The following is a 22,562-nucleotide window of genomic DNA, read 5'->3' on the forward strand; positions in this document are numbered from 1 at the left end:
CATTTATATTTCGCCGGAACGACCGCCCGGTATGGCCTACCAGACCGCGAGCGCCGGCGACATCGACAGCGTCGTTCCCGAGGAGTTCGGTGGCATGTGGTTCTTCCGGGAGCCGCTGGGCTGTGAGAACCTCGGCATGACGCTTCTGGAACTGGACCCGGGCGCGAAGGGCAAACCCCACGACCACGCCGAGGACGGCCAAGAGGAAGTGTATCTCGTCGTCGACGGCGCGTTGACCGTCCGGGTCGGCGGCGAGGGAGGCGACCCCGAGGCCGAACGGACGCTCTCGGAGGGGGAGGCGATCCGGGTCGACGGCGAAACGCACCGGGCACTGTTCAACGAGGGCGACGAGCGGGTTCGAGTCGTCATCGCGGGCGCGCCATGAGTCCCCGTTCAGTGTAAACCGGCCGCCGCCGATACAGCACGACAGATTCGTCCCGCGGGTGAAGCCGTGGACAGTCGCCTGTATCGCCCCTCCAGACGTCGACCGGTTTTGCATCGTTTAACAACGTGGAGGACGTCGGCACCCGTATGTACCTCGGAGACGCGACGTGGCCCGACGCCGGCGCGGAACTCGCCGACACCTCGACCGCGCTCGTCCCGATCGGATCGACCGAACAGCACGGCCCCCACCTCCCGCTGTCGACCGACCACGTGATCGCCGAGGGGTTGGCGCGCGCGGCGGCCGACGGCGCCGGCGTCGTCTGCACGCCGACGATCACGATCGGGGTCAGCCCGCACCACCGCCAGTTCCACGGGACGCTGTCGGTCGACGCGCCGACTTTCCGGGACTACGTCGAGTCGCTCTCGCGGAGCCTCGTCTATCAGGGTGTCGACCGGATCGTTTACGTGAACGCCCACGGCGGCAACGTCGAACACCTCCGGGAGGTGGGGCGTCGCCTCCACGACGACGGCGCGGCATACGCGGTCGAGTGGACGTAACTCTGTTTTTAGAGAAAATTGTTAATACGTTGGGTTTTGCAACGTTATACTGCAATGTCAGAGGAATACAAGACCGTAGCAGTAAGACTGTCCAAAAAGAAGAAGCAAAGATGGGAAGACTATGTGGAGGAAAGTCCCATGACAACGCTGTCGGAGGTGCTTCGTCTTGCCATGGAAAAAGAGATTTCTCGGGATGGGCCAATCACTGCAGCAGCCACGCATGGGGCAGACTCGGAGGAGCCGTCACCTGAGGTGATACACAAACTGGACCAAATCTCGAACAAACTCCAGTCGATGGACCGTAGGCTATCCGCTATCGAATCTGACCGCTACGGGGATGAAGACCTTACTAAACTGGCGACAGAGGTCTATAGAATCCTCCCGAGTTCCATTTCGGAGATTCAGCAGGCCGTGGCACAAAAAGAAGGTGCAGTCCCAGGCGAGGAAGATGAGGTAGATATAGAATACATGGCGGAGGCCATGGGTCCTGACGAGCAGGAGGTGACATCTCCGTCCAGGAGTACTACTCAATCTGGTCGGGGACCATGTACCGGTTCAATAGACGATATCGCTGCTATCCTTGATGCTGATGAAGAAGCCGTGCAGTTAGCTATCAACCGGTTGCAGAGTACGACTCATTCTGTATACTCCACCGAATCAGCTGCTGGAACCGTCCACTACTACAAAGAGGACTGAGTCCTATGCTCAGGTCAGCAGAAGCCTTCATCGGTGAGTGTCGAGACTGCGATTACGCAGAGTCAACCATCAAGACTCACAACCAATCTCTGAGCTCCTTCTCCGAGTGGATTGCGGAGCAAGATTTTTCCGAGACGGAGTGTGGGGCAACGGAGATAGAGGAATTCGTCCAGTGGGTCAAGCAGCGGAAGCCAACACCCTATGGAGATATCCGGTCAGGTGTCTTCTGGAGTCTCAAGAAGTACTTCGTTTATCTCGTTGAAGAAGGCGAGATTCAACAAAATCCATGTGATAACGTGGACATTGTCGACTGTATCATTCTGGATGACGCTTCTCGGTATCTCCAGCGAACAAGAGCGACCAAAGCCGAAGGGACAATCCAGAATCGTGAACTTGGTCTCATCCAGTTCACTGAGTGGCTCGAAAACCAGAATGAAGAGACCCTTCAGGAATTCACACCACTCAGACTCGAAGACTACGCGATACACCTGAAGCAGAAGGGATACGGCGATACGACAATCAAGGACAAGTTCGCGGCTGTCTCGATGCTGTATGAGTTCTTGCACGACAAAGCGAACGTCATAGATGAGAACCCAGCAGAAGAGGTCAACCTGAACCAGGCGGATATCGTCGATTATCGGAATCCCACAAAGAAGAGCGACAAACTCGCCGAGGACATCCCATATGTGACCAGAGAGCAGAAAGAGGCGATGAAAGAGCACTGCCCTGGTCCTAAGACTCGGAACGAACTATTGATTGAGTTGATGTGGCAGACCGGTCTCCGTCGTGAGGAAGCTGCGGACATACTACTCGACAACCTCGACAGAGAGAACAGAGATATTCAGATTCGAGGCAAGAACGACAAGAATCGGGTTGTCTTCTATCAACCGACTCTCGATACACTCCTGCAGATATGGCTTGATAGCGGCTATCGTCAGAGCTACAACTGGGCTGAGAAATCGAACCACCTTTTCGTCTCTGAGCGAAGTGGTCGACTCAACCCCCACCAAATCAACCAAGTCATCGTGAAGTCCGCCAAGAACGCAGGCATCCAGTCGAAGATGTATACTGATGGTAACGGCCAGAACAGATACAAAATCACTGCTCACTCCCTGCGACACGGATTCGCAGTCCAATCTCTGAAGAACGGCATGGATATCAAGACGCTAGCGGATATCATGGGTCATGAGAGTCTGGATACGACAAAGCAGTATCTCCGGTTGATTACTGACGACCTCCGAGAGCGCTATCGGAAGTACGGGCCTGAAGGGACTGAATAGTTCGTATGTGTGGTGAAGAGATAGACGACCCTCGACATGCATGTGCAGCCTGCGGTGAGTACAAGCCGAATCTCGTGGCTCACCACGTCTCGTACAAGGAGAATATCCGAGTGCCGGTCTGCAAGAGCTGTCATCCGAAAATCCACCTGACAGACCAGTATCCAGAACTGACACCTGACCTAACGAGGAAAGAAGCCGAACAACGAGGACTACTCGACTGAGGGGTCTAAACTTCCGAAGTTGCACAGATTGAAGAGTCCGCCACCCTCCAACACACAGTATGTATCTTGCCGACGAGACCTGGCCAGAACTTGGGGATTACTTTGAGAACGAATCCCTGGCGCTGGTTCCACTTGGCTCAACTGAGCAACACGGACCTCATCTCCCAGAGGGGACGGACCACCTGATTGCAGAGGGTTTTGCACGAGAAGTCGCTGAACGAACTGGCTACCTCTGTACGCCGACTATCAATATCGGAGTAAGTCCTCATCACAGGCAGTTTCACGGGACGATGTGGGCTGACGCTCCTGTCTTTCGGGACTATGTAGAGTCAATAACACGAAATCTAGCGTACCACGGCATAGACCGAGTCATCTATGTCAACGCTCATGGCGGAAACATAGAACATCTCCGCGAGGTTGGTAGACGGCTTCGTGATGAGGAGGTACTCTATGCAATAGAATGGATGTGGAACGATAGTATCCCTGACCTCGTAGATGACTTGTTTGAGCAGAACGGGCCTCATGGAGGTCCGAAGGAGACGGCGATGATTCAGCACCTTAGGCCAGAACTTGTCCGTGAAGACCGTCTAGAAGATGCGAGAGATGGAGGGATAGCGAGTGTTGATGCAGCAGAGACAGAGAAATTTGGGGCACGTACATTCTACGATGCTGCTGATAACACGGGGAACGGCGTCTTAGGAGACCAAACAGATGCCACTGCGGAGAAGGGCGAGCAAATGTTTGAAGCTGCGACAGAGCAACTTGTCAAACTCTGTGACTGGCTTGATGCTCAGGACTTCCAGGACCTCATGCCAGAGGAGCACGTGTAGAATCGGCTAATCCACGTAGAGAGCGTTCATCTAACCTATTTTGAATAGATTTGATAACCGTGGTTTGTATCTCTGCTTCCTGAATCGGCGATTCAGCGGTTGAACCAGCCGATTCTTTGAGAGATTGGCTATGACAGAAAACTCAGCAGACGAGAGTATCTCGACGTGTGACCGGTGTGGCAGCTATTCCGGTATCACTGTCGGGTACTTCGAGCAGTACAGGATTCCAGATGAGTACGACACGCTGTGTACCGATTGCGCTGAAGAAGAAAACACCCACACGGCGGAGGAGATGAGCGATGAGGAGTTGATAGCGGCGATAATGGACGACTCGATAGGCTACGCAAGTCCCACACATGCAGCGAAGCACGTTGCAGACTTCAGAGAAAGCGGATACTCGGCATATTGTGAACGGGGAGCGGCTGTGTTCGACCGAGATTTGGATGCTCTGATTGAGTCAGCTAGAGCTCACTGGCTCCGGATAAAACAAGGCAACCCCGAGAAAGCAAAGCAATTACTCGAAACCGTAGAGCAGTGGAAAGAAGTCGAGGAACAAGAAGGCCCGATGGCGAGTATGGGTATCTCGGTTCTGTATCCTACGCACGCGCCCACGGGAGATGGTGAAGATGAATGAGGTTCTCTGCGGCCAATGTCGAGAGCCATGGGGTTTCTACTATATCACCCACGAACTGGGCGAGGACGAGAAAGAAGACATCCTCCGTGGCAACGGCTGTCCGTGCTGCGATTGGGGCGAGAGCGACCGTGCGACAGGTGAATATCAAAACGAGCGTGTTCGGTCAATAGCGAGAAACACCGACCTCGACCCCGTGAGGTATATCTAATGAGCATTCGCTATCAGATCTGGTCGAACAACCGAGGAGAAAACGCATGATCGATGATGAGCCAGAGATAGACGTGCCTGAGAGATGGACAGCTACCGAGTGCCGGTTCTCAGGCAACTTCAAACTCATCGCGGAGTTTGAGCATGAAGAAACAGGACAGAAAGTGCGAATCGCTCCGTACAAGACCTACACAGACCAGCCAGGATTCTGTAACGCTCACAGAGTGACATCAGTTGATCCTGAAGACGGTGTGACTGAGATTGCAGTCGGAATGGAAGTAGAGCACATTCAAGAAGCTAAGAAGGCAGCAATTCGGGTGATGAAAGAGATAACCGACTGAATATCTGTTTTATCTGGGATGAAATACAATATTTAATGTTCCTACTTTGATCGTTTTGTGATCCTACGCAATCTACTTCGGATGGATCACTTAGTATGCAGCCAATTACTTGTGCGGCAGAGACTAAGCGAAAAAGTGTATGGGATTGGACGATTTTGAGCAGCCAAACACAGACTGGATGGCAGAACTCAAGGATCGTGCAGAATTCCGTGGGTTCTCACTGACGCATTCCCATGTAGCTGCTAAGTCTCACTATTTTTTGATTGAGGGAAATACAGCCTATGCTGTCGGAAAGACCCATCACACCAGAGTAACAAGCGAGAATAAATCACATATCTATCTCAATTCAGCTGAAGAAACAAATTGGAGAGACAACCAGCAGGATATTCCGCCCAGGATTGAGATTGAATACGATTCCGAACTAGTGGATATCTTCGGAATAATCATCGACCATCTTACTCCCAACGGCTATACCGATGATCAAGACAACTTCCTCGTCTTGAGTGAATGCATTCTTGAAGAAATCCCGGAGTCGGGAAAGAAAGAACTCCGAACCAAACGAGACGGATATCGGCATCCATTTGGCAAATATACGAACTCTTGGGAGAGATTATTCAAAAACCTTGAGTAGCAAATCCCCAAATTAGCAGACCGACAAATAGCAAAATATTAAACTCTTCTCACCGCTAATTCTAGAATCGTGGGATTGTTCACGAGCTGGTGGGAGTATGGTCGTGAATTGCTAAATCTCTGTTAATTGCCTGTCGTGTCTATTCGTTCAGAGCAGAATTGGCTAGCATCGCAGCAATGTCTAGACAGTAACAGGAAGAGGGTGTATCCCCGAAGACTGGACGGGATCAAAATAGACTGATCCCACAGAGCGATAAAAGTAAAATATGAGTAAAAATAATGCAGTAGAAGCTGAAAATCCCGAAATCTGGGGAGAAGAGTTTATAAGTAGCTACATTCAGATCGCAGATCAAGAGTCTCATGACAACCCAAGGATGCACCTTGGGTTGGCACTGGGATTGCTTGGCGAGAGCCTCCGCAATTGCAGCTTCAAGAACGGAAGTGAACCTTGCCGAGTCCACCCCTTGGTGTTCCAAAAAAGCGGCAGCGGAAAAGAGTCGGCGTTCAACGTGGCCGAGAGGGTTGCTAACCGGGTTGACAAGCGACTTGATGATGAGATGAGCTTCGATTTTTATAGTGTTGACAACATCACCAACGGGAACCTCGTGGGCACGCGCGTTGATGGACAGCATAAGCAGGGAGTAGCCGACCAGCATGATGTCCTCGGTCTCCGAGAAGCCAAAGACCTGTTTAGTCACCAAGATGTCCGTCGTCGCCTACGAATCATCATGGACGAAGAGGAGGTCACTCGTGAGATGCGAGAGGGGACTATTACAACAGACTCCTCATGTACTATTGTGGGAACCGTCCCCCCACGCGAGATTAGTGCTGAGAAGGTCTCAGAACTCGTTGGGGAGGGGACACTGGCGAGGCCACTTTATTTTTTCACCGAGGTCAACCTCAGCGACACGACTGAAACCATTGGCCAGATTCTCACAGAGACAAGCGTTGATGAAGAGCGAGAGAGGAGCATCAGCGCAGACAAACAAAAAGAACTCACTCAACGCATCTGTCGGACTCTCAGCCACATAACCGAGCACTACTCAGAGGGCATTGAGTTCAAGATTGAACTCTCACAGCAAACGCTTGAGGCAATGATCCGTAAGCGAATCGAGACAGATCTAGAATATTACTCGGAGGGGGTCGGAGTAATTGTCCAACCAATGCTCACACGTTACACGATTCATGCGCTACGGATTGCCTGTATCATGGCCGCCTTGGACAACTGCTCGCATACCGTTGAACAGGACCATCTTAAGCAAGCAATGACCTATTGGGGCCAATCGTTCTCCAGTATGCTGGATTACTTTGCCCGGAGGCGAGATGAAATCTCTGGCGTGAATAGGGCAGCAATGAGGCGGCAACGAGACAAAGCTCGTGATAAACTTGACCTGCTCACGAAGATTCTGGAAATACCAAACGTCAGACAAGCTCGATTAGCGGAAGAGCTTCGAGTGAGTCCGGAAACCATCCGAAAGCACGCTAATGAGCTTGAAGATCAGGGAGCAATAGAGATCAGCAATGGAGGAAACAGTGCTCAATACCTCCCTGTAGATAACTCCCGAAATCATAACGTGACAGACTTCATGGAGTAATATAAGCAGACACACCCCGTTCTTGGTGGTTGGTTCTTGGGGGTAAGCCGGAGAATATAGCAGTTCACATTTTGCTAAATATATCGTCTTTTGAAGGTATCTAATGTTCACCGTTGTACGGCGCTTGTGACGGATTTCAACACGGTGTGGTGTATCCCACGTCCGGTCCGTTGAAACTGATCGTAGCCGGGAACACGCCCGATATTAGCGAACGTGCGTCATCACGTGTTTAGCTCAAATTCCAGCGCGTGAACCTCTCTATATCAAATCTAATCAAATCAGGAAAATACTTTATAATCGTGCCAAACGTATCATAATATGAACCGGTGACAATAAAAATGCCAGCAGTAAACGTTACAGAACACGCCGTAGAATTGATAGATGAGTATCGAGAGCAGACGGAGTGGGACTTAAATAAAAAGGATGTTGCGACGAAGGCCATCGAGGAGTTCCATCAGCGCCACTTAGAGGCTGGTGACGGAGGTGACTGAGATGGAGCAGTCATACCTGATAGTAAACGAAGAACGAGAGGAATACCTCTCACCCGAAGATCTTGGATGTGGAGCCAAGCTCTGGGAAATCTGCGCTAATGACTTGCCTCGGGTGCTTCCGTACTTGCTCCAGCGGAGTAGCGAACTTGGAGAAGGCGATCCACAAAATCAGGAAGTCACACATCTCGGAAGATGGGCAGGAGACATCATAACCGTCGTTGGGGATTCTGATTCCTCTAGATTGTATCAAACGGCAGAATCAGAGTATACAGAAATCAGCGACGAAATCCGTCCTGAAATTAATGAATTCCTACCGTTTAGATATCAACTCGACAGTTCGATCTATGGTCGGCATGGCCCAGAACATCACCGCAGCAAATAGTTGAAATTCGGTCGTTGACCCGCAGCTGGTGCTTTCAGGTAGTTCGATTCTACCTGCGGGTCTCTGCCTCACTGGAGGCATTGTATCCAGTGTGAAATCATGAACGATACGATCAGTACTGGAATGAATACATTCCTGATAGACAACGGAAGGAGTAGGCAAACACGATCTGAGCCAATGGTTGCTTGTAAGAGTGATCTGCATGTCTCTTGATGATTTTAACTCCTCTGGCGGCCCTAAACAAAAGAACGAAGAAAACGATGATAGCGAGCCTACAAATCGTCGATCTGATACGTTTTCCCGTCTGGAAAGTATCGAATTACCCGATTTTGTATCCGTGTGGGTTTCTGATGATGGGCTGCTAACGATGATGGACGTAGAACCGAGCTACTTTCGAGAGCACGTTTCAATGGATGTCAAAGATCGGGCAAAGGAGGAGAATCTCATTTATTTTGATCCTACTGATGAAGTGATCGTACTCATTGATGACCCTGAAGAGTTCAATCAGGAGTTAGAGTCGTATGGGTTAGAGAAATTCCTTCAAAAACGATGCGAAGAAGCGATCTAATGCCTATGTTCAGTCCACCACAGAGATTCGTGCGAGGTTGCGATTGGATTAAAAAGCTTGTCGATCAACTATACAAATCATAAAAATATATGGGCGAAACTATCTACCAGACTGTTCGATTAGAAAGGGTAATGAAGACATATATTAACGAAGCATGTGAGAATCTGGATAGTTATCATTCGATCAAACATTTCTGTGAGCAGGCTGTCCTCAATAATATCAGTGCTATTGAGCAAGAGGTCAAAGGAGCCGCAGATCTAAAACGACTGGTTCAAGCACTTTCACGAGTTGACTCTATTGAACTGGAGTTTCCCAAAAAGACATTCAATACTAAGATTGCAAATCAAAAGCTAGCTACCTCAACCAAAGTAGAATTACCACCTCAAGTACTGGCATCAGTGGATGAAACTGCTAATTCAACAGCAATGAGCAATAGTAGCGTTGTCCGGGCCTGCATTATTGGACAACTCTACGAGATTTCATCTTCAAGTGAATTGCTGTATGAACCTCGTCGAAGCGATATCAAGCAGAGCTGGTACTCAATCAAAAATAATATCGATATGTTATACTCCATGCTAGTAGCACAGTTAAAGACCAAATTTATTGCTCAATGGCAATCAACACAGAGAGCACTTGAGCATGATAAAAATGCTCGACAGGATCTGATTGCTCACTACCAGAATTACTTCAAAGATTCAGTAGGTTACGAGCGTCTTCAAGAGAGCAAGTCCGGTGAAGAAATCCTCTCGAATCTTGAGGCCCTCCCCCACGGGACGGGATGAGGTCTGCTACTGGAAGACGCCGTCTCAAACCCCCTTACATTGTTCTCACAATCTACACGGGGTAGAATGAGAAATGTACGAGTGTGTGAATGTGAAAAGACAATATATTGACATTATACCGGAGAATCTATTCGAGTATTGAGAATGGAGTCTCCGCCGCCACCGTGGGGGAGCATCCACTGCTTCAGTACCGCACGCTCTGTATGGTCAAGAGGGTCTAGCCGAACGCAGTGAGATAGCAGTACTCATCTGGGGACTGGTGAATATAAGCCAGTGTACAGCGTGTCATAGAATGCGCAGTGGGGCATCTATCTAAGCGCTGTCAGAAACAGCGTGCAAGATACAGAGGTCAGAGGTTAAGTTCAGCGAGATGCGGCTGGTAGATTGGTCCCGCAGAAAATCCTTAGAGGGATTATTACTGAGTGGGACTATAAGCCGCTAATGAATAGCTGAAATGCTTTCGGAAGTGCAATACTCAACAGGATTTGGGTCCAGATTGTGAATGTGGCGGGATACTCTCGTGTTTTACTGACTTTTTGAATCCGGTCCTGCAGATTTTGCACGTATTCTTGGCGGTCGTCTTGAATTTCGTATTCAAGTATATCATAACGGGAATCAATATGAGCCGAGAGCTCCGCTTCAAGACGTTGAAGTTCCGCTCGCTTTTCACGGCGCATGAACCGATGAAGGATAAGCACCGCAAATGCAACTGTTCCGATTGATATAATCCACACAGTAGTAAATATCACGTTCACTCCCGTATTGGGTACCCATCCTGTATCTATAAGCGGAGCATATATGACAAAGGCGTATCCGATCAATCCAGCACCGATATAATAGTACGCGGTTTTGACCAGTTCACCAAGTGGCCGAAGCCCACCTACCCCCTCTGGATCTAAGAAATCGATCCCGACAGTTGAACGCCAGAGCCGGAATGGTGCAATAAATTCAATAGAAAAGTAGACTGCAAGAAACTGAATGACGATGGGTGTGTACACAAACGGAAGCACGAAATAGTTCATTACGTAATCGGTAAAGACAAGGCCGGAGGGATCCGTCACTGACGGGAGAAATTGAACAGTTGCGCCGATTACAAACAGGACCCACGGTAATTTCTGGGGAACGGTGTCAACAAGATCATCTGCTTCATGCGTCTGTGCTCGGTCTTCAAGATTCATTTCCCTCACCGCTGTGGCGTACTCTTTGCGGAGTTTTCGTGCTCCATACACCGCGCCGAGTAACAAGAATGGATTGAGCGCATAATAAGGGTTCAGATAGTAAATGTGCACTTCGCCACCAATTACGAACAAGTCGTAACCGAAATCAAACGCTGTAAAGATGGGAATCATAAATCCAGCATACACATATGATGGCGGGAAATTTCCGGGAAGTGACTCGGCAATTCGTTCAAACCCGAGCAATGAGGCAAACTCATCCAACCAAAGAGTTACCTCCGGTGGCTCTCGTACAAGTTCTTCGGCCGATTGATTCGTTGTCATAGAGAATTCCAATCATAACTACGAAAAAAAAGTGTCGAGAAGTTCGCACATTTTTCATACGCCAAACCCACGATGAATATGCGCCATAGGTCTTGCATACCAGTACGAATACCATTCCAATCTAGCAGCAATCTCACCACTCAATTTATACATCTACCTTCGGTTGAGAATGGTTCTATGACACGCTGCAGTGTAAGATACGGGAGGGTAGACCCCTTAGGATACCGGCACTGGGCTTTTTGTATGAGACTACTCAGATGACAGTATGGCAAACGATCCAACGATTCCACTTGGAGATATTCGACAAGAAGATCCCGGAAGCGACCGGCAAGGAGCGTTCAAACGAGGGTGGACTGCAGCTGTCAAAGACCTCAATGATGATGGGGCATCATCAAAATATTCTGCTCTGTTGAACGCAAGACAGCGACAGAATCAGTATTATGATATTAGATTTTTCACGGGTAGCTACGCTCTCTCTGCGGATTCTAAGATCGGACGATTCAATTTTAGCGGCTTTACGCAGTGGTCAAAACATCAGTTTCACAAGATACCGCACGAAGAATGAGGTGGACGATGGCGATGCCTCTCACGGATACGTCCAGAGAAGGAGAGCAGGCGGCGAGCCTAACTCGCCGCCTGCGTCAGGTTATGTACGATGCACTTGCGCGTGAGCTCCCGGAATTGGCCGTGCCAACTCCGGGAGCGAATCTCATCGCCACCGTCCTTCACCATCGCAAACACTGTCTCGCTCATTGACCGCTGATTGTAGACATCGTCGTCAATTCGAGCGTTGTGGGCCTTCTTGAGTCCGTTTTGCTCACAGTGTTTGATTACTGGTCGCGTTGACGCGTCACGGCAGGCTTCACGGAGATCGCTCCACGAGTACATCTTGTCAGCCAGCAACTCCTGCAGGTCTTCGGCGTTGCGCCGAAAGACCTGCAGTCCGATATGGCCGTCATAGGCTTTCTTCGTCGTGAAATGAGCATCCATGATGGCAAGTGAGTCCGTATCAACGAGCAGCGTCGTCTTCATAGCATTGAACGAGTAACCGACTCGATTTCGGTAGTGTGAGCTAGCTTGATCTCGTTGGAAGCCACTGGCATCAATCGACGCAGTGCCCGAAAGCCCCGCCTGCTCCGCTGACTGGCGGAGCAGGCGGCGCAACTCTTTCATCGGAAATTCACCGTCCCAAACGCTGAACGACGAGTAATCTGGAGATTTCTCAAGGCCGAACACATCGAGGATTCCCGGCATCTCGTTCAGGTAATCTTCGAGCTTCCGGAGTGGTTTATTGATTTCCTCTTTAAGTAGAAGCAGCGCGATTTTCGTGGAGTTAGCGTACCCGTCCGCGCCGTCCGGCGCGGCGGGTACGTCTGGTTCCTCTACGTGGTTTGTGGCAAAGTCTCGAAACGTTTGTGCGAGGGTCCTGAGACGCCCCATATCGCAAGACGGCGTCCAATTCCCCTGAAATCAGCGATATAATCCGCAGACGGCGTCGGTATTCAACGGAGCAAAATATTCTGAAGGGCCGCCACCTGAGACTCTCACATGGGATAATCTCGGGTACCGTCTTGGAAGCATGTTCGGAGAAACAGATGATAACCTGAGACAGGAATTGTTCAACTGGTGTGAACAGAAACAAAGACGAGAACAGGAGTCCTGATCAACAGAATTCTGTGCTGCATCTACTCGCCGGACCTGACACGCTACTCGGTAACGGCATCAAATATCTATCAGCCGTGGCTGGGCGAGAGCATTGGCGTAAAAGTACGCCCCACGGTGGGGTACGATCGGATGAGAGGCACTCAACTAGGTGAGGAAGCAATTAGCTGTTTTGAGTCCATTTTAGCAACCGCCGTGGGGTAGCATGACGCAGATATTCCCCGGTAGGAATATACACAATTCACACTCATGTGAAACGTGTGGATATATGTAATACGCTACGTCTTAGATGATTCTGAACTGATTTTGGCGTGTATAGCTACGAAATAGTGCCTCAATGGAGCTAGCCAGAACTGGGCAATAATTATTCGCGTAAGGTACTTTGGTAGCACCGATATTGGGTATAGTTATGGTTGATATCTCCCGGACTCTTGATGAGATTGAAGGACGAGCCAAGGTTTTCTACTATCTCATCGGAGCAGAGTGGTCGACGGCTCAAGAGACAGCTACTGATCTCGGTATGAGCCGTTCGCAAGCAGATCGACTTTTACGTAATCTATATCAGATTGGTGTTGCTGATCGACGGAAGAGAGATACGGATTCCCCAGGAAGACCTCAATTTGAGTACCGGATTAGCTCACCGTTCAAACCTGATTAGATATTAATAAATACCTAACGTGCATTTTTATCGGCTCTAGCTAAGATTTAGTCGACTTATTACCGCAGGGCATGAGCAAAAATACTATGTTGATGCGTGAGCCATTCTGAGGTATGATAGCTAAGATCCTGCAAATAATAGGTGGGATAACTATACTATCCGCTGTAGCTGCTGGCGGCGTATTAGTTGCAGCACCAGGGATGGTTCCAACTGTTACAGACTCGCCAAATGATTCGGCGGAGATAAGAATAGTTGACAACCAGTGGGGAGAAGTAACAGAAGAGTCAATAGAGGTACAGTCAGAGGCTCAAATAACCAACCCAGCTACGACGTTTCAATCTGAGGTGAGTGCTGATATTTCGATGAACGGATATCAGATGGTATCTACAACGACATCTGAAGAGACAATTGAGCAAGGCACATCGACTGCAACTATTGAATCTCAGATATCGAGAGAAGACATCCCAGAGTGGTGGGTATCACATATTGAGAACGGGGAAGAGTCTGAAATGAAAGTCGAATTATCTGGGGACTTTTCGAAAGGTGATCTCAACGTCAGTCCATCTACTGAACAAAATCGAAGATTTCAGACAGATATTCGAGAAAGTATCCGAATGCAGCTGAAGGGTTTTGAGGGAGATAAGGCAGGGTATCTTATTACAGTCAATAACACGAATGCAGAGTGGGGAACAGTAAATCAACAGCAGACAGAAATTATTTTAAAAGTGCCGGTGAGAAACAACCATCCTACTGAAGAAATCCCAGTTACTGATTTTTCAGGGAGCCTTAGACTTAATGAAATACTATTGTTGGATTGGGAATCGGAACAAAATAGCTATATAATTCAACCCGGTGAAACACAGACAATTGAAATCCGGGCATACATAGATAATCAAGATATTGACGACTGGCTTGCAACTCATATAAAAAATGGGGAATCTTCAGATTACGAAATTGAGCTATCGTTGTCGATAGGTCCTCTTGGAGATAAGTCATCATTAGCTGTCTGTTCTGGCAGACTCAATACAACCCTACTGTCTGAGAATATACCTGGGCCAACACGGGACGGGTGCGAGCTACAGCGGCCAGAAATTGTCGATAGTTTTGATACTGGTAGTTTTGAACTACGCGAGAATCCTGTAATAAAGCTGCGTGACGAGAAAATAATAAGCGGCGAAGATATAGACAGTGGTGGAGTCTTACCCAACGACGGAGACAACCTGCCTAACGGCGGAGACAACTTACCCGGCAGTGAAGAGGAGGGAGACGAGAGCTCAGACGAAAATACGCCTGGTCCAAACGAATCTCCAGACGCTATCGCTAACGCCGATCAGTTATCAGGTACAGCTCCACTTACTGTAACACTTGACGCTGGTGAGTCATCGGATCCTGATGGAGCTATTGAGGAGTACAGATGGAGCGTTGAGGGTCCAACCCCAGATGGGCGTAGTGAGGAAGTCACGAGACAGTTCCAAACAGCAGGAGAGTATAACATTGAATTAAGCGTGGTTGACGACGACGGTGCAGAAGATACTGATACGCTAACAGTAACCGTCGAAGCTGCAGATAATCCACCAGAAGCAGTTGCTGAAGCGTCTCCTACATCAGGTGAGGCCCCGCTTAACGTTGATTTTGACGCAAGTGGGTCGAATGACCCTGATGGAGACATCGCAGAATATGTATGGCGATTTGATGATCTAAGTTCTCCCGAGCGTGGTGAAGATGTTTCTCATGAATTTGATGACCCCGGCAGATACGATGTCCAATTAAGAGTGGTTGATCAAAGGGGAAATGAAGATACCGATACGGTGACAATCACTGTCAACGCTCCAGACAATCCTCCAGAAGCAGTTGCCGAGGCCTCCCCGACATCTGGGAAAGTCCCGTTAGAGGTGGACTTCGACGCCAGTGAATCGTCTGACCCAGATGACGATGTTGCAAGATACCGCTGGGAATTCGATGATGGAAGGGGACCAAGGTTTGGAGAAGAGGCTACACGCACATTTACTGATCCAGGTACTTACGACGTTGAACTGACGGTAACTGACGAACAGGATAACACAGATACAGATACAGTCGAAATTGAAGTTGAGTCAAACGAACCACCGAATGCTGTTGCTGAAGCTAACCCATCTTCAGGCGAGGCTCCACTAGACGTGACATTCGATGCAAGCCGCTCATCGGACCCAGATGGTGAGATCGAGCGATACACATGGCAGATCGAGGGGGCGACCCCCGGTGGACAAGGCGAGACTATTGAACGAACGTTCCGAACTCGAGGTGAATACGAAGCCACGTTGATCGTTGTTGATGATAATGGAGCTAGAGATCGGACAAGTGTGACCGTTGATGTCGAAGGTAGGTTTCAGGCTAATCAGGAAACCGTCGATCTGGATCCTACGTTAGAATTGACAGAGGCATCGTTCCAAAATAGGTCTACTATGTCTTCGGCTCAAATTCCGAGATCTCCGCTTCAGCGTGATGATTCTATAGTACGATGGGGATCTAGTGAAATGCTTTCTCTCCCATCTGCTTCGCGCGTAAAACAGTTAGCTGGAGATAGCTGACACGAGGCAGCAGAGCTGATTACCGCGATAGGCCTTACTCGGGTTTCACAACTTCACCGCATGAATAGCAGTCAACGAACCGACCAGTGTCTCCTTCAGTAGTTTCGTACTCGATGAGCGTCTGATGCGATTGCAGCTCGGTCTCGCACTCTGGACAAACACCGAGTGGTTCAGTTTTGTTCGACATAGCAGAGAATCAAAGGGAGCAACGGAGCGTGTGACATTGAATTCCGTAGCTCCCGTGTGTCACTCCTTGCTTTATGCACAAAAACGTCACCCAGCCGGTGTGAAAGTGAAACTAGTGGCCGCTTACGCTGATGATACCAATGCTATCCCACGGCGGCTAATTCAACGCGGCAAAGCCGACTGAGGGGGAGGGGGAACGTGCTGATCGCATCGGTTCCGTTGCTATCTTCCCCACAATAGGCTATTACTCACATTATACGTTTCTCGCCCGCCCGTGGGGGGACATAAATACCACATTCTATCCATGCCAGTATACTAACGATATTCTGGGCTACGACATGCTCGATGTTCTGCACTGGGATCTGTGGTATACGATGCAACCCTACCTATATATGAATGCATCACAGAGGAGGGGTGAGAGGTTCCAAAATGCCCGAATCAGAGGGATACAGAGATGTTAACTGGGATTTAGTAAGCTCAATCCGAGCCAGCAAGAGGCGAATGCAGGTCCTCAAGGCGCTAGCCGAAAGCCCCCAAATGAACGGTGAATTGGCGGATGATCTTGAGATTTCAACGCCCTGGGTGAGACGCCAAGTGAAGTGGTTGGAAGAGCGGGGACTCGTTGAAGATCTTACTGAATCAAAACCGAATTACAAAATCTTTGGAGTAACGGAAGATGGAGAACACGTTTTGGAGGTCATATAATATACTGACGGCTAAACTTATTTGTGTATAGAGCTTGTTTTTACGGTATGGACTACTTGGAGAAGATCACTGTTGACGAACTCCAAGAGATTTTAGCCGAAGTTGATGAAAAGAAACCAGTTCAGAGAATTCTTGCCGGTATCGCCTACAAGGACGGTGTCGAGCAGCAGACAATTGCGGAGCGGCATGATGTCCATCCAAACACGGTTCGTAACTGGCTGATCCGACTCGAACGGCTCGACTCAGAGCCGTTCGAGTCGGTCGTCTACGATGATCCTCGCCCCGGCCAATCACGCGAACTTGACGAAGCTGACCACGACCAATTCATCGAAGCTCTCCACGATTCTCCCAAAGAAGTTGGACTTGATGCGCGTGCGTGGACGGTTCCGCTAGCCCAGCAGTATCTTGAAGATGAGTTCGATATTGAGTACTGCCGCCGTCATATCCGGCGATTGATGTCCGAGGCCGGGCTGTCCTGGAAGACAGCCCGGCCAGAGTACGTCAAAGCTGATGAACGAGCTCAGGATGCGTTCCGCAAAGGCTTCAAAAAAAGACGGACGATCTGGACGACGACTACACAATCATAGCAATCGACCAGACACGCCAAGAGATCACGACGGATCTTGTCCACGCGTGGTTTCCAGAAAAAACGCGCCCGACACTCCCGGTGTCGGGCGCGTGGGAGAGTCTCAAACTGCTGGGCGGTGTCACCGCCAGCGGTGACACCTTCTTTCTGAAGTGTGAAGACAACTTTACCGCTGACATCACGACGCGGTTACTGGACGCACTCCAGACCGAGTTCGGCGAGAAAATCTGTGTTGTCCTGGACAATGCCCCGTATTTCGCGGCGAACGATGTCCACGACTACGTTGAAGACACACCGATCGAACTGTGCCACCTTCCGCGGGGTTCACCGGAGCTGAACCCCGCGGAAGGGTGCTGGCAGAAACTCAATCAGCGGCTTGGTAACCAACTTTTCGAAGAACTTGATGAACTGAGAGAAGCCGTCTTCGATGCGCTTGCGTCTATAGACCCACCAAACATCTATAATTATCTCTGTCCGTGAGTATATGAACGAGCACGAACCTAGCCTGTTCAGACACTTCGAGGATAGCATCGGTATTAGACAGTCAACACTACAGGAAGTCCTACTGGGCGATATGAGTCCCGTGGAAAGACGCGCTAAGATCATTAACCGCCGAAGAAATCTACTGTTTGGCCGTCCAGATCTCGGCTCCAGCTCAGGTACTATCGAAATAGAAGCAGACAAGCTGGATAAAGAGGCAGAGGACGAGAATGATGAAGGTGAGGAGGAGAGTAGCGAAGATCAGAAACCAGCCGTTCTCCCGTTAGATCCTGTAGAGGTCGAAGCGGAGTCACCCACAGACAATGAGATCCGAGCAGCAAATGCTGTCGCACAAAGGCATCCTGAGGCGGAGAGCGTCGTGCTCGCAGATCAAATCAGAGTGACTCAATCTTCAGGTAATTGGTTTGAGCTAGAAACCGGCACTGTCTAGTTTAGCACCTCGTCAGCTGGCGTTCGTCCGTTGAGCGATTGATGCGGTCGTTGGCGGTTGTAGTAGTGTGTGAACTGTTCAAACCATTCACGTGCGCTTGACCGACTGCCGACCCATGAATTATGGAAGCGGTCGACCCGCATTTTGAGTGTGTGAAACCACTTTTCGATGAGGTTTCGGTCGACGTAATCAAGCCGACCACTCAGTCCTAACCGAGCAAGGGCAGTCTGATAGCCATAGCCATCGACGAGAAACACGGTGTCGGAGAGATCGTGCTTCTCGCGGAGTCCATGCAGAAACGCAGCCGCCGGATCGGTGCCATGTCGTCCAAACAATTGTACGTCGAGGATCAACTTCGTCTCGATGTCTATTGCAGCGTATAACCAAGACCACTCTCCATTGATTTTGACAGCAGTCTCGTCGACAGCGACCCGCGTCGGCTGCGCCGACGGCGGGTCAGGAACGCTGTCAGCAACCCGATGCACCCAATTCCAAACCGCTCCGTGAGAGCGTTCTACGCCTAATTCAGCAAGAATCGTTGTTGTTTCTCTGAGTGAACAACCGGTCGCGTGGAGTCGGACGGCGAACGCCCTGACGGGCGTCACCGTCCGCTCACGCTCCCAACATTCTTCTAAATCCGCCGCAAAACACTCGCTGAGCAGGTCTGCGAGCATCATCCCAAATTGCCTCGACGACCTGCTCGTTCCTCAAACTAGTTTAACTAGACAGTGCCTAGAAACCAGAGATGTAATAGAGCGAAAACTTGGAATTGTAGACGATACAGCGTCTCCAGACCGATCTACGCCGAGCATGAGCGAAGCGCCGAAGTCATCATAGCTCATCGTATGTTCCTCTTTGGCGTAGATGACGGTCATCATATGGAACCGATGGGGGTGAACCTGCAGCATTTCACCGCTCAGGTCATCATATATATGACGACGCAGATAGCGTTACTCTCGTAGGCGAGAACCGCGCCAGGAGAAAGAGAGAGAGTACGACTCAGGTATGAGGCTCACTGTCAGAGTGACTGAGGCACTTGGGGAAGGCACCGATGATTCTGAGAGTGCTACGTTACCGTCTTCTACGCCGAGTATGGTAGAAGCAAAAGCGAACAAACGGGGTAGTCAGACAAAGTGATCAGTGGCCTAAAAATGAGTAAAGACAGATAATGCTCAGATATAACTGGTTCGTGGACAGTAATCAGATCGTCTCAATTAAGAATACGACCCACCCATATCATATACCATGAACTTTGGACACAGCGGAAGCTTAGGGGTAGAACAACCGATTGATCTTACTGCCATTCTTGAAAGCGGACAAACCTTCCTATGGGAGAGAGAAAATCAAAACACAGCCGAGGAAACTCCCCCTGAAAATTCGGTATTCACCACTACAAGACTCATACTGAGGGCTAAAAATTCATGTAACTCCAGCCACGAGAAACGGTATGGCGAGGCTGGAGAAGGTCTCTGTCGAAGACCTCCGCCAGATCCTGGCGGAGGTCGATGAAGCCGACGCAGCAAAGCGGATTATGGCTGCGATTACCTACAAGGAGATCGACGATCTGACGCAGACAGACGCTGCCGAACTCTACGGATTTTCCAGTAGTTGGGCCTCAAAGTGGTTCACCCGACTCGAACGGCTCGCCGACGAGCCGTTCGAGGAGGTTGTCTATGATAAACCACGAGAAGGCAGGCCGTCCGAGCTTTCTGACAAAGAACACGACCAGTTCGTCGAGGCTCTTCACGACTCACCCGGAGAAGTCAGATACGACGCACCCGCGTGGTCTGTTCCATTGGCGCGTCACTATCTCTCCGAGGAGTTCGGTGTTGAGTACTGCGAACGTCACGTCCGACGACTGATCTCCGAGGCCGGGCTGTCCTGGAAGACAGCCCGGCCGGAGTTCTACAAATCCGACGAGAGAGCCCAAGAAGCCTGGCAGGAAGGGTTCAAAAAAAGCGCGACAACTTGGACGATGAATACACGATCCTGACCATCGATCAGACGCGTCAGGTACTCTCGACGCTGATCTATGCGTGGTTTCCGGAAGGGGAGCGCCCGTCACTTCCGGTGACGGGCGCGTGGGATAGCATCAAGTTGCTCGGTGCAGTCAGCGATTCTAGGGAGACGTTCTTTCTGCCGTGTGCAGAGAACTTCAACAGCGACACGACGATTCGCTTGCTAGACGCACTCCAGACAGAGTTCGGCAAGAAAATCTGCGTCATCTTGGACAACGCGTCGTATTTCACGGCTAACGCAGTCCAGGAGTTCGTCGAAGACACGCCGATCGAACTATGCTACCTTCCGCGGGGTTCACCGGAGCTGAACCCCGCGGAAGAGTGCTGGCGACAACTCGATCAAGAACTTGGCAACCGTCTGTTCGACACACTCGACGAACTTCGTGATGCTGCGCTCTGTGCACTCAACCGGATTACCGTTCCAGATGTCTTTACGTACTTATGTCCGTGAGTATCAACTATGATCCTGAGAGACTGCTTATCTCAATTTGGTAAGGGGGGTTGGGAAAGTTTTCTCCCACCCCCATACTCTGAAAAGCCACACAAGCCGATTAGAATTGATATGTGATTGATACCCTTCGAGACAGTATGGAATAACTCATACGGCTTGTGAGAAGGCTTAGATAGAAGTGAGGGTATATACTACACTCAGGAATCAAACCGGAATCTAATTTAAGGTATTTCTAACCGATTTTTATATTTGGTATTCATTTGTCCAATAATAACCGAAAGTTTTTCAAACCTTAAGGTATAAGTATAAATTGATTCCGTCTTTGACGGGATCGAGTAAGCCCCAAGCCCGGACCAAGAGGAAGGGAATAATGTTTCACAAATCTCATACTGATATTCTCTTTCTCACGTTCCTCAGGGGGCTTGTGCCTTTAAATCGTGCATAACCCTCGCCAACTGGGGGCCAATACAGTTGGTCAACCCACCTACTCGGGGGTTAATACGAGTAGGGACATAGGCTTCCCCCGGCGGGGAAGAGAAAATAACAGTCGATTTTTTCAGAGACAGATAGCGATAGCAATATTTGCCGCTTCATTCAGATAAGCATATAGAACACGGTATCTACCTACCTAATTTAGATGGTGTCATAGAAGAGTTCTCACACCGTGATCACTGCTTCCCGGATTGTCTCCTCGTTCGTAGTTGGTGACTGCGACGACGAGACGCAGACACAGCGCGAGGAACACCTGCGCTCGTGCATGCAGGCAGACTCGGGCGTGCGTTCGCTCAAGGCCGCAGTCTTTCACCACGTCGTCAGTCCGTTTGACCCCATTACGGTGGCATATCCCACGACTGAAGTCGCGAGAGGAGGTCGATAGACTCAACGAATCTGAGAATAGACGACCTACACCTGAGTCCTGAGCGACGACTCGTTGATACCAACAGTTGATACGTTTGCGGACAGAGTCGCCGCGGAGCCACGGGAGCCGAGCGGGTTCGCATTCAATTCTGTTTTGGTAGAGCGCACCGACAGATTTCCCCACTTACCGCTACGACTGTATTTCGCTCAAGAAGCGTTTAGAACCAGATCGCCGCCGGAACGCGGAATAAGACGGTGGCGCTGTCCGGGCTACCATGCACCCTAAGACGCTGAGTTCCCAACAAACAGTCGTGGGATGTATAAGAAAGGTCACTACGGGGCTGCGCTGACGGCATATGCCCCAGTTGGGATGGGAGCGTTGGCCGTTGGGTTTGAGGTAGCCGCTGTCGGTGGTGCCATCCTTTCGGTTGGGTTAGCGATGGTGCCGGATTGGGATCAAAAGCTGCCGAATGTTCCCCACCGAGGGCCGACACATACAGTGCGGTTTGCGATCGGCGTTGCCGCCGTCGCGGGACTACTCGGTGGGGCGCTCGGACTCACTGTCACGTCACAGTGGTTCCTCGTCGCTGGAACAGGCGTATACATGGCGCTCGTGGGCGGACTCACGATCGGCTCGCATATTGCTGCGGATGCGCTTACCCCGATGGGAGTCACACCGTTTGGCGATAACCGGCATTATTCGTACGACCTCTGGAACGCTGACAGCACGGTCGGCAATTACGTATTATTGGGGCTTGGTATACTCTCGACAGCGATTGCGCTAGTCATCGGGGCTGAATTGAACGCTCTCTTGAGCCCCTATCTGTGACCCCCCTCGGATA

At 50.1% G+C, this 22,562-nt stretch carries 24 protein-coding genes and 2 pseudogenes; 21 read left to right on the forward strand and 5 right to left on the reverse strand.

The genetic code is table 11. The features are described from left to right. The first annotated feature begins 31 nt into the window (after window positions 1-31). The 14 genes and pseudogenes from NMLP_RS07585 to NMLP_RS15150 all read left to right on the forward strand — a co-directional run bounded on the left by NMLP_RS07585 (window position 32) and on the right by NMLP_RS15150 (window position 9,599). Window positions 32-385: a cupin domain-containing protein gene (locus tag NMLP_RS07585; RefSeq protein WP_015409533.1), complete on the forward strand. Its 354-nt coding sequence runs from the start codon at window positions 32-34 to the stop codon at window positions 383-385. Window positions 386-531: 146 nt separating this feature from the next. Beyond that, a pseudogene (locus NMLP_RS07590) lies at window positions 532-936 on the forward strand (creatininase family protein); the annotation flags it as partial. 60 nt (window positions 937-996) lie between these two features. Continuing rightward, complete coding sequence (locus NMLP_RS07595) at window positions 997-1,638, forward strand: hypothetical protein (protein WP_049926302.1); 642 nt, start codon at window positions 997-999, stop codon at window positions 1,636-1,638. 5 nt (window positions 1,639-1,643) lie between these two features. Continuing rightward, window positions 1,644-2,918, forward strand: coding sequence for a tyrosine-type recombinase/integrase (locus NMLP_RS07600; protein WP_015409535.1), 1,275 nt, complete (start codon window positions 1,644-1,646; stop codon window positions 2,916-2,918). A gap of 280 nt (window positions 2,919-3,198) precedes the next feature. After that, on the forward strand, window positions 3,199-3,969 hold the full coding sequence (locus NMLP_RS07605; RefSeq protein WP_015409536.1) for a creatininase family protein: 771 nt from the start codon (window positions 3,199-3,201) through the stop codon (window positions 3,967-3,969). Between the two features lie 130 nt (window positions 3,970-4,099). Then, window positions 4,100-4,603 (forward strand): thioredoxin domain-containing protein, encoded by a 504-nt coding sequence (locus NMLP_RS07610; RefSeq protein WP_015409537.1) that lies wholly within the window; start codon window positions 4,100-4,102, stop codon window positions 4,601-4,603. Continuing rightward, window positions 4,596-4,811, forward strand: a complete 216-nt coding sequence (locus NMLP_RS15125) for a hypothetical protein (RefSeq protein ID WP_152024113.1) — start codon at window positions 4,596-4,598, stop codon at window positions 4,809-4,811. Before NMLP_RS07610 ends, NMLP_RS15125 begins: the two co-directional genes overlap by 8 nt. A gap of 46 nt (window positions 4,812-4,857) precedes the next feature. Continuing rightward, window positions 4,858-5,151 carry a hypothetical protein gene (locus tag NMLP_RS15130; protein ID WP_015409538.1) on the forward strand — a complete coding sequence of 98 codons (294 nt, stop codon included), beginning with the start codon at window positions 4,858-4,860 and terminating at the stop codon, window positions 5,149-5,151. A 139-nt stretch (window positions 5,152-5,290) separates the two neighbouring features. After that, complete coding sequence (locus tag NMLP_RS15135) at window positions 5,291-5,782, forward strand: hypothetical protein (RefSeq protein WP_015409539.1); 492 nt, start codon at window positions 5,291-5,293, stop codon at window positions 5,780-5,782. 265 nt (window positions 5,783-6,047) lie between these two features. Continuing rightward, window positions 6,048-7,376, forward strand: coding sequence for a GntR family transcriptional regulator (locus tag NMLP_RS07620; protein WP_015409540.1), 1,329 nt, complete (start codon window positions 6,048-6,050; stop codon window positions 7,374-7,376). Between the two features lie 338 nt (window positions 7,377-7,714). Beyond that, complete coding sequence (locus NMLP_RS15425) at window positions 7,715-7,867, forward strand: hypothetical protein (RefSeq protein WP_160169586.1); 153 nt, start codon at window positions 7,715-7,717, stop codon at window positions 7,865-7,867. Window position 7,868: 1 nt separating this feature from the next. Continuing rightward, window positions 7,869-8,249, forward strand: a complete 381-nt coding sequence (locus NMLP_RS15140) for a hypothetical protein (RefSeq protein WP_152024114.1) — start codon at window positions 7,869-7,871, stop codon at window positions 8,247-8,249. Window positions 8,250-8,451: 202 nt separating this feature from the next. Beyond that, entirely contained in the window at window positions 8,452-8,817 is a 366-nt protein-coding gene (locus NMLP_RS15145; RefSeq protein ID WP_152024115.1) for a hypothetical protein, read from the forward strand. Between the two features lie 89 nt (window positions 8,818-8,906). Beyond that, window positions 8,907-9,599 carry a hypothetical protein gene (locus tag NMLP_RS15150; RefSeq protein WP_152024116.1) on the forward strand — a complete coding sequence of 231 codons (693 nt, stop codon included), beginning with the start codon at window positions 8,907-8,909 and terminating at the stop codon, window positions 9,597-9,599. Between the two features lie 428 nt (window positions 9,600-10,027). Here NMLP_RS15150 and NMLP_RS07630 read toward each other — a convergent pair whose 3' ends face one another. Next, on the reverse strand, window positions 10,028-11,098 hold the full coding sequence (locus NMLP_RS07630) for an OmpH family outer membrane protein (protein WP_015409542.1): 1,071 nt from the start codon (window positions 11,096-11,098) through the stop codon (window positions 10,028-10,030). Between the two features lie 265 nt (window positions 11,099-11,363). Here NMLP_RS07630 and NMLP_RS15155 point away from each other — a divergent pair, with 265 nt between their 5' ends. Then, complete coding sequence (locus tag NMLP_RS15155) at window positions 11,364-11,663, forward strand: hypothetical protein (RefSeq protein WP_152024117.1); 300 nt, start codon at window positions 11,364-11,366, stop codon at window positions 11,661-11,663. Between the two features lie 59 nt (window positions 11,664-11,722). Here the strand turns inward: NMLP_RS15155 and NMLP_RS07635 are convergent, their stop codons facing one another. Next, window positions 11,723-12,538: an IS5-like element ISNamo1 family transposase gene (locus NMLP_RS07635; protein ID WP_015408940.1), complete on the reverse strand. Its 816-nt coding sequence runs from the start codon at window positions 12,536-12,538 to the stop codon at window positions 11,723-11,725. 993 nt (window positions 12,539-13,531) lie between these two features. On the opposite strand from NMLP_RS07635, the gene NMLP_RS14390 reads away from it, so the two are divergent. After that, window positions 13,532-15,985: a PKD domain-containing protein gene (locus NMLP_RS14390; protein WP_015409543.1), complete on the forward strand. Its 2,454-nt coding sequence runs from the start codon at window positions 13,532-13,534 to the stop codon at window positions 15,983-15,985. Between the two features lie 34 nt (window positions 15,986-16,019). On the opposite strand, the gene NMLP_RS16270 is transcribed toward NMLP_RS14390, so the two are convergent. After that, window positions 16,020-16,172, reverse strand: a complete 153-nt coding sequence (locus NMLP_RS16270) for a DUF7837 family putative zinc-binding protein (protein WP_015409544.1) — start codon at window positions 16,170-16,172, stop codon at window positions 16,020-16,022. Between the two features lie 428 nt (window positions 16,173-16,600). Between NMLP_RS16270 and NMLP_RS07640 the strand changes: the two genes are divergently transcribed. The 3 genes from NMLP_RS07640 (at window position 16,601) to NMLP_RS15160 (ending at window position 18,393) form a co-directional block, all read left to right on the forward strand. Continuing rightward, window positions 16,601-16,876, forward strand: a complete 276-nt coding sequence (locus NMLP_RS07640) for a winged helix-turn-helix domain-containing protein (RefSeq protein WP_449289530.1) — start codon at window positions 16,601-16,603, stop codon at window positions 16,874-16,876. Between the two features lie 47 nt (window positions 16,877-16,923). Continuing rightward, window positions 16,924-17,942 (forward strand): IS630-like element ISNamo14 family transposase gene (locus tag NMLP_RS14795; protein WP_015408582.1). Its coding sequence is split into 2 segments (ribosomal slippage): window positions 16,924-17,422 and window positions 17,422-17,942, totalling 1,020 coding nucleotides; the frame shifts between segments, so codons are not numbered across the junction. 4 nt (window positions 17,943-17,946) lie between these two features. Further along, on the forward strand, window positions 17,947-18,393 hold the full coding sequence (locus tag NMLP_RS15160) for a hypothetical protein (protein ID WP_152024118.1): 447 nt from the start codon (window positions 17,947-17,949) through the stop codon (window positions 18,391-18,393). Here the strand turns inward: NMLP_RS15160 and NMLP_RS07655 are convergent. Further along, window positions 18,390-19,070, reverse strand: a complete 681-nt coding sequence (locus NMLP_RS07655; protein WP_015409529.1) for an IS6-like element ISNamo13 family transposase — start codon at window positions 19,068-19,070, stop codon at window positions 18,390-18,392. The two genes, NMLP_RS15160 and NMLP_RS07655, sit on opposite strands and share 4 nt — an antisense overlap. Before the next feature lie 770 nt (window positions 19,071-19,840). Here NMLP_RS07655 and NMLP_RS14800 point away from each other — a divergent pair. Then, window positions 19,841-20,862 (forward strand): IS630-like element ISNamo15 family transposase gene (locus NMLP_RS14800; protein ID WP_015408666.1). Its coding sequence is split into 2 segments (ribosomal slippage): window positions 19,841-20,345 and window positions 20,345-20,862, totalling 1,023 coding nucleotides; the frame shifts between segments, so codons are not numbered across the junction. A gap of 643 nt (window positions 20,863-21,505) precedes the next feature. Here the strand turns inward: NMLP_RS14800 and NMLP_RS14395 are convergent. Then, window positions 21,506-21,697: pseudogene (locus NMLP_RS14395) on the reverse strand (hypothetical protein); the annotation flags it as partial. A gap of 339 nt (window positions 21,698-22,036) precedes the next feature. Between NMLP_RS14395 and NMLP_RS07670 the strand changes: the two are divergent. Continuing rightward, complete coding sequence (locus NMLP_RS07670; protein WP_015409545.1) at window positions 22,037-22,549, forward strand: metal-dependent hydrolase; 513 nt, start codon at window positions 22,037-22,039, stop codon at window positions 22,547-22,549. Window positions 22,550-22,562 lie beyond the last annotated feature (13 nt).

The sequence above is a fragment of the Natronomonas moolapensis 8.8.11 genome (genome assembly GCF_000591055.1).
GTDB classification, from domain to species: domain Archaea; phylum Halobacteriota; class Halobacteria; order Halobacteriales; family Haloarculaceae; genus Natronomonas; species Natronomonas moolapensis.

Bases quoted from the DNA above. Each gene is read 5' to 3' on its own strand.
- NMLP_RS15425 (WP_160169586.1), top strand. From the start codon at position 7,715: ATGCCAGCAGTAAACGTTACAGAACACGCCGTAGAATTGATAGATGAG.
- NMLP_RS15145 (WP_152024115.1), top strand. From the start codon at position 8,452: ATGTCTCTTGATGATTTTAACTCCTCTGGCGGCCCTAAACAAAAGAAC.
- NMLP_RS16270 (WP_015409544.1), bottom strand. From the start codon at position 16,172: ATGTCGAACAAAACTGAACCACTCGGTGTTTGTCCAGAGTGCGAGACC.
- NMLP_RS07585 (WP_015409533.1), top strand. From the start codon at position 32: ATGGCCTACCAGACCGCGAGCGCCGGCGACATCGACAGCGTCGTTCCC.
- NMLP_RS07630 (WP_015409542.1), bottom strand. From the start codon at position 11,098: ATGACAACGAATCAATCGGCCGAAGAACTTGTACGAGAGCCACCGGAG.
- NMLP_RS15135 (WP_015409539.1), top strand. From the start codon at position 5,291: ATGGGATTGGACGATTTTGAGCAGCCAAACACAGACTGGATGGCAGAA.
- NMLP_RS07600 (WP_015409535.1), top strand. From the start codon at position 1,644: ATGCTCAGGTCAGCAGAAGCCTTCATCGGTGAGTGTCGAGACTGCGAT.
- NMLP_RS15125 (WP_152024113.1), top strand. From the start codon at position 4,596: ATGAATGAGGTTCTCTGCGGCCAATGTCGAGAGCCATGGGGTTTCTAC.
- NMLP_RS14390 (WP_015409543.1), top strand. From the start codon at position 13,532: ATGATAGCTAAGATCCTGCAAATAATAGGTGGGATAACTATACTATCC.
- NMLP_RS07595 (WP_049926302.1), top strand. From the start codon at position 997: ATGTCAGAGGAATACAAGACCGTAGCAGTAAGACTGTCCAAAAAGAAG.
- NMLP_RS15155 (WP_152024117.1), top strand. From the start codon at position 11,364: ATGGCAAACGATCCAACGATTCCACTTGGAGATATTCGACAAGAAGAT.
- NMLP_RS07605 (WP_015409536.1), top strand. From the start codon at position 3,199: ATGTATCTTGCCGACGAGACCTGGCCAGAACTTGGGGATTACTTTGAG.
- NMLP_RS07640 (WP_449289530.1), top strand. From the start codon at position 16,601: ATGCCCGAATCAGAGGGATACAGAGATGTTAACTGGGATTTAGTAAGC.
- NMLP_RS15140 (WP_152024114.1), top strand. From the start codon at position 7,869: ATGGAGCAGTCATACCTGATAGTAAACGAAGAACGAGAGGAATACCTC.
- NMLP_RS07620 (WP_015409540.1), top strand. From the start codon at position 6,048: ATGAGTAAAAATAATGCAGTAGAAGCTGAAAATCCCGAAATCTGGGGA.
- NMLP_RS07670 (WP_015409545.1), top strand. From the start codon at position 22,037: ATGTATAAGAAAGGTCACTACGGGGCTGCGCTGACGGCATATGCCCCA.
- NMLP_RS15160 (WP_152024118.1), top strand. From the start codon at position 17,947: ATGAACGAGCACGAACCTAGCCTGTTCAGACACTTCGAGGATAGCATC.
- NMLP_RS15130 (WP_015409538.1), top strand. From the start codon at position 4,858: ATGATCGATGATGAGCCAGAGATAGACGTGCCTGAGAGATGGACAGCT.
- NMLP_RS07610 (WP_015409537.1), top strand. From the start codon at position 4,100: ATGACAGAAAACTCAGCAGACGAGAGTATCTCGACGTGTGACCGGTGT.
- NMLP_RS15150 (WP_152024116.1), top strand. From the start codon at position 8,907: ATGGGCGAAACTATCTACCAGACTGTTCGATTAGAAAGGGTAATGAAG.
- NMLP_RS07635 (WP_015408940.1), bottom strand. From the start codon at position 12,538: ATGGGGCGTCTCAGGACCCTCGCACAAACGTTTCGAGACTTTGCCACA.
- NMLP_RS07655 (WP_015409529.1), bottom strand. From the start codon at position 19,070: ATGATGCTCGCAGACCTGCTCAGCGAGTGTTTTGCGGCGGATTTAGAA.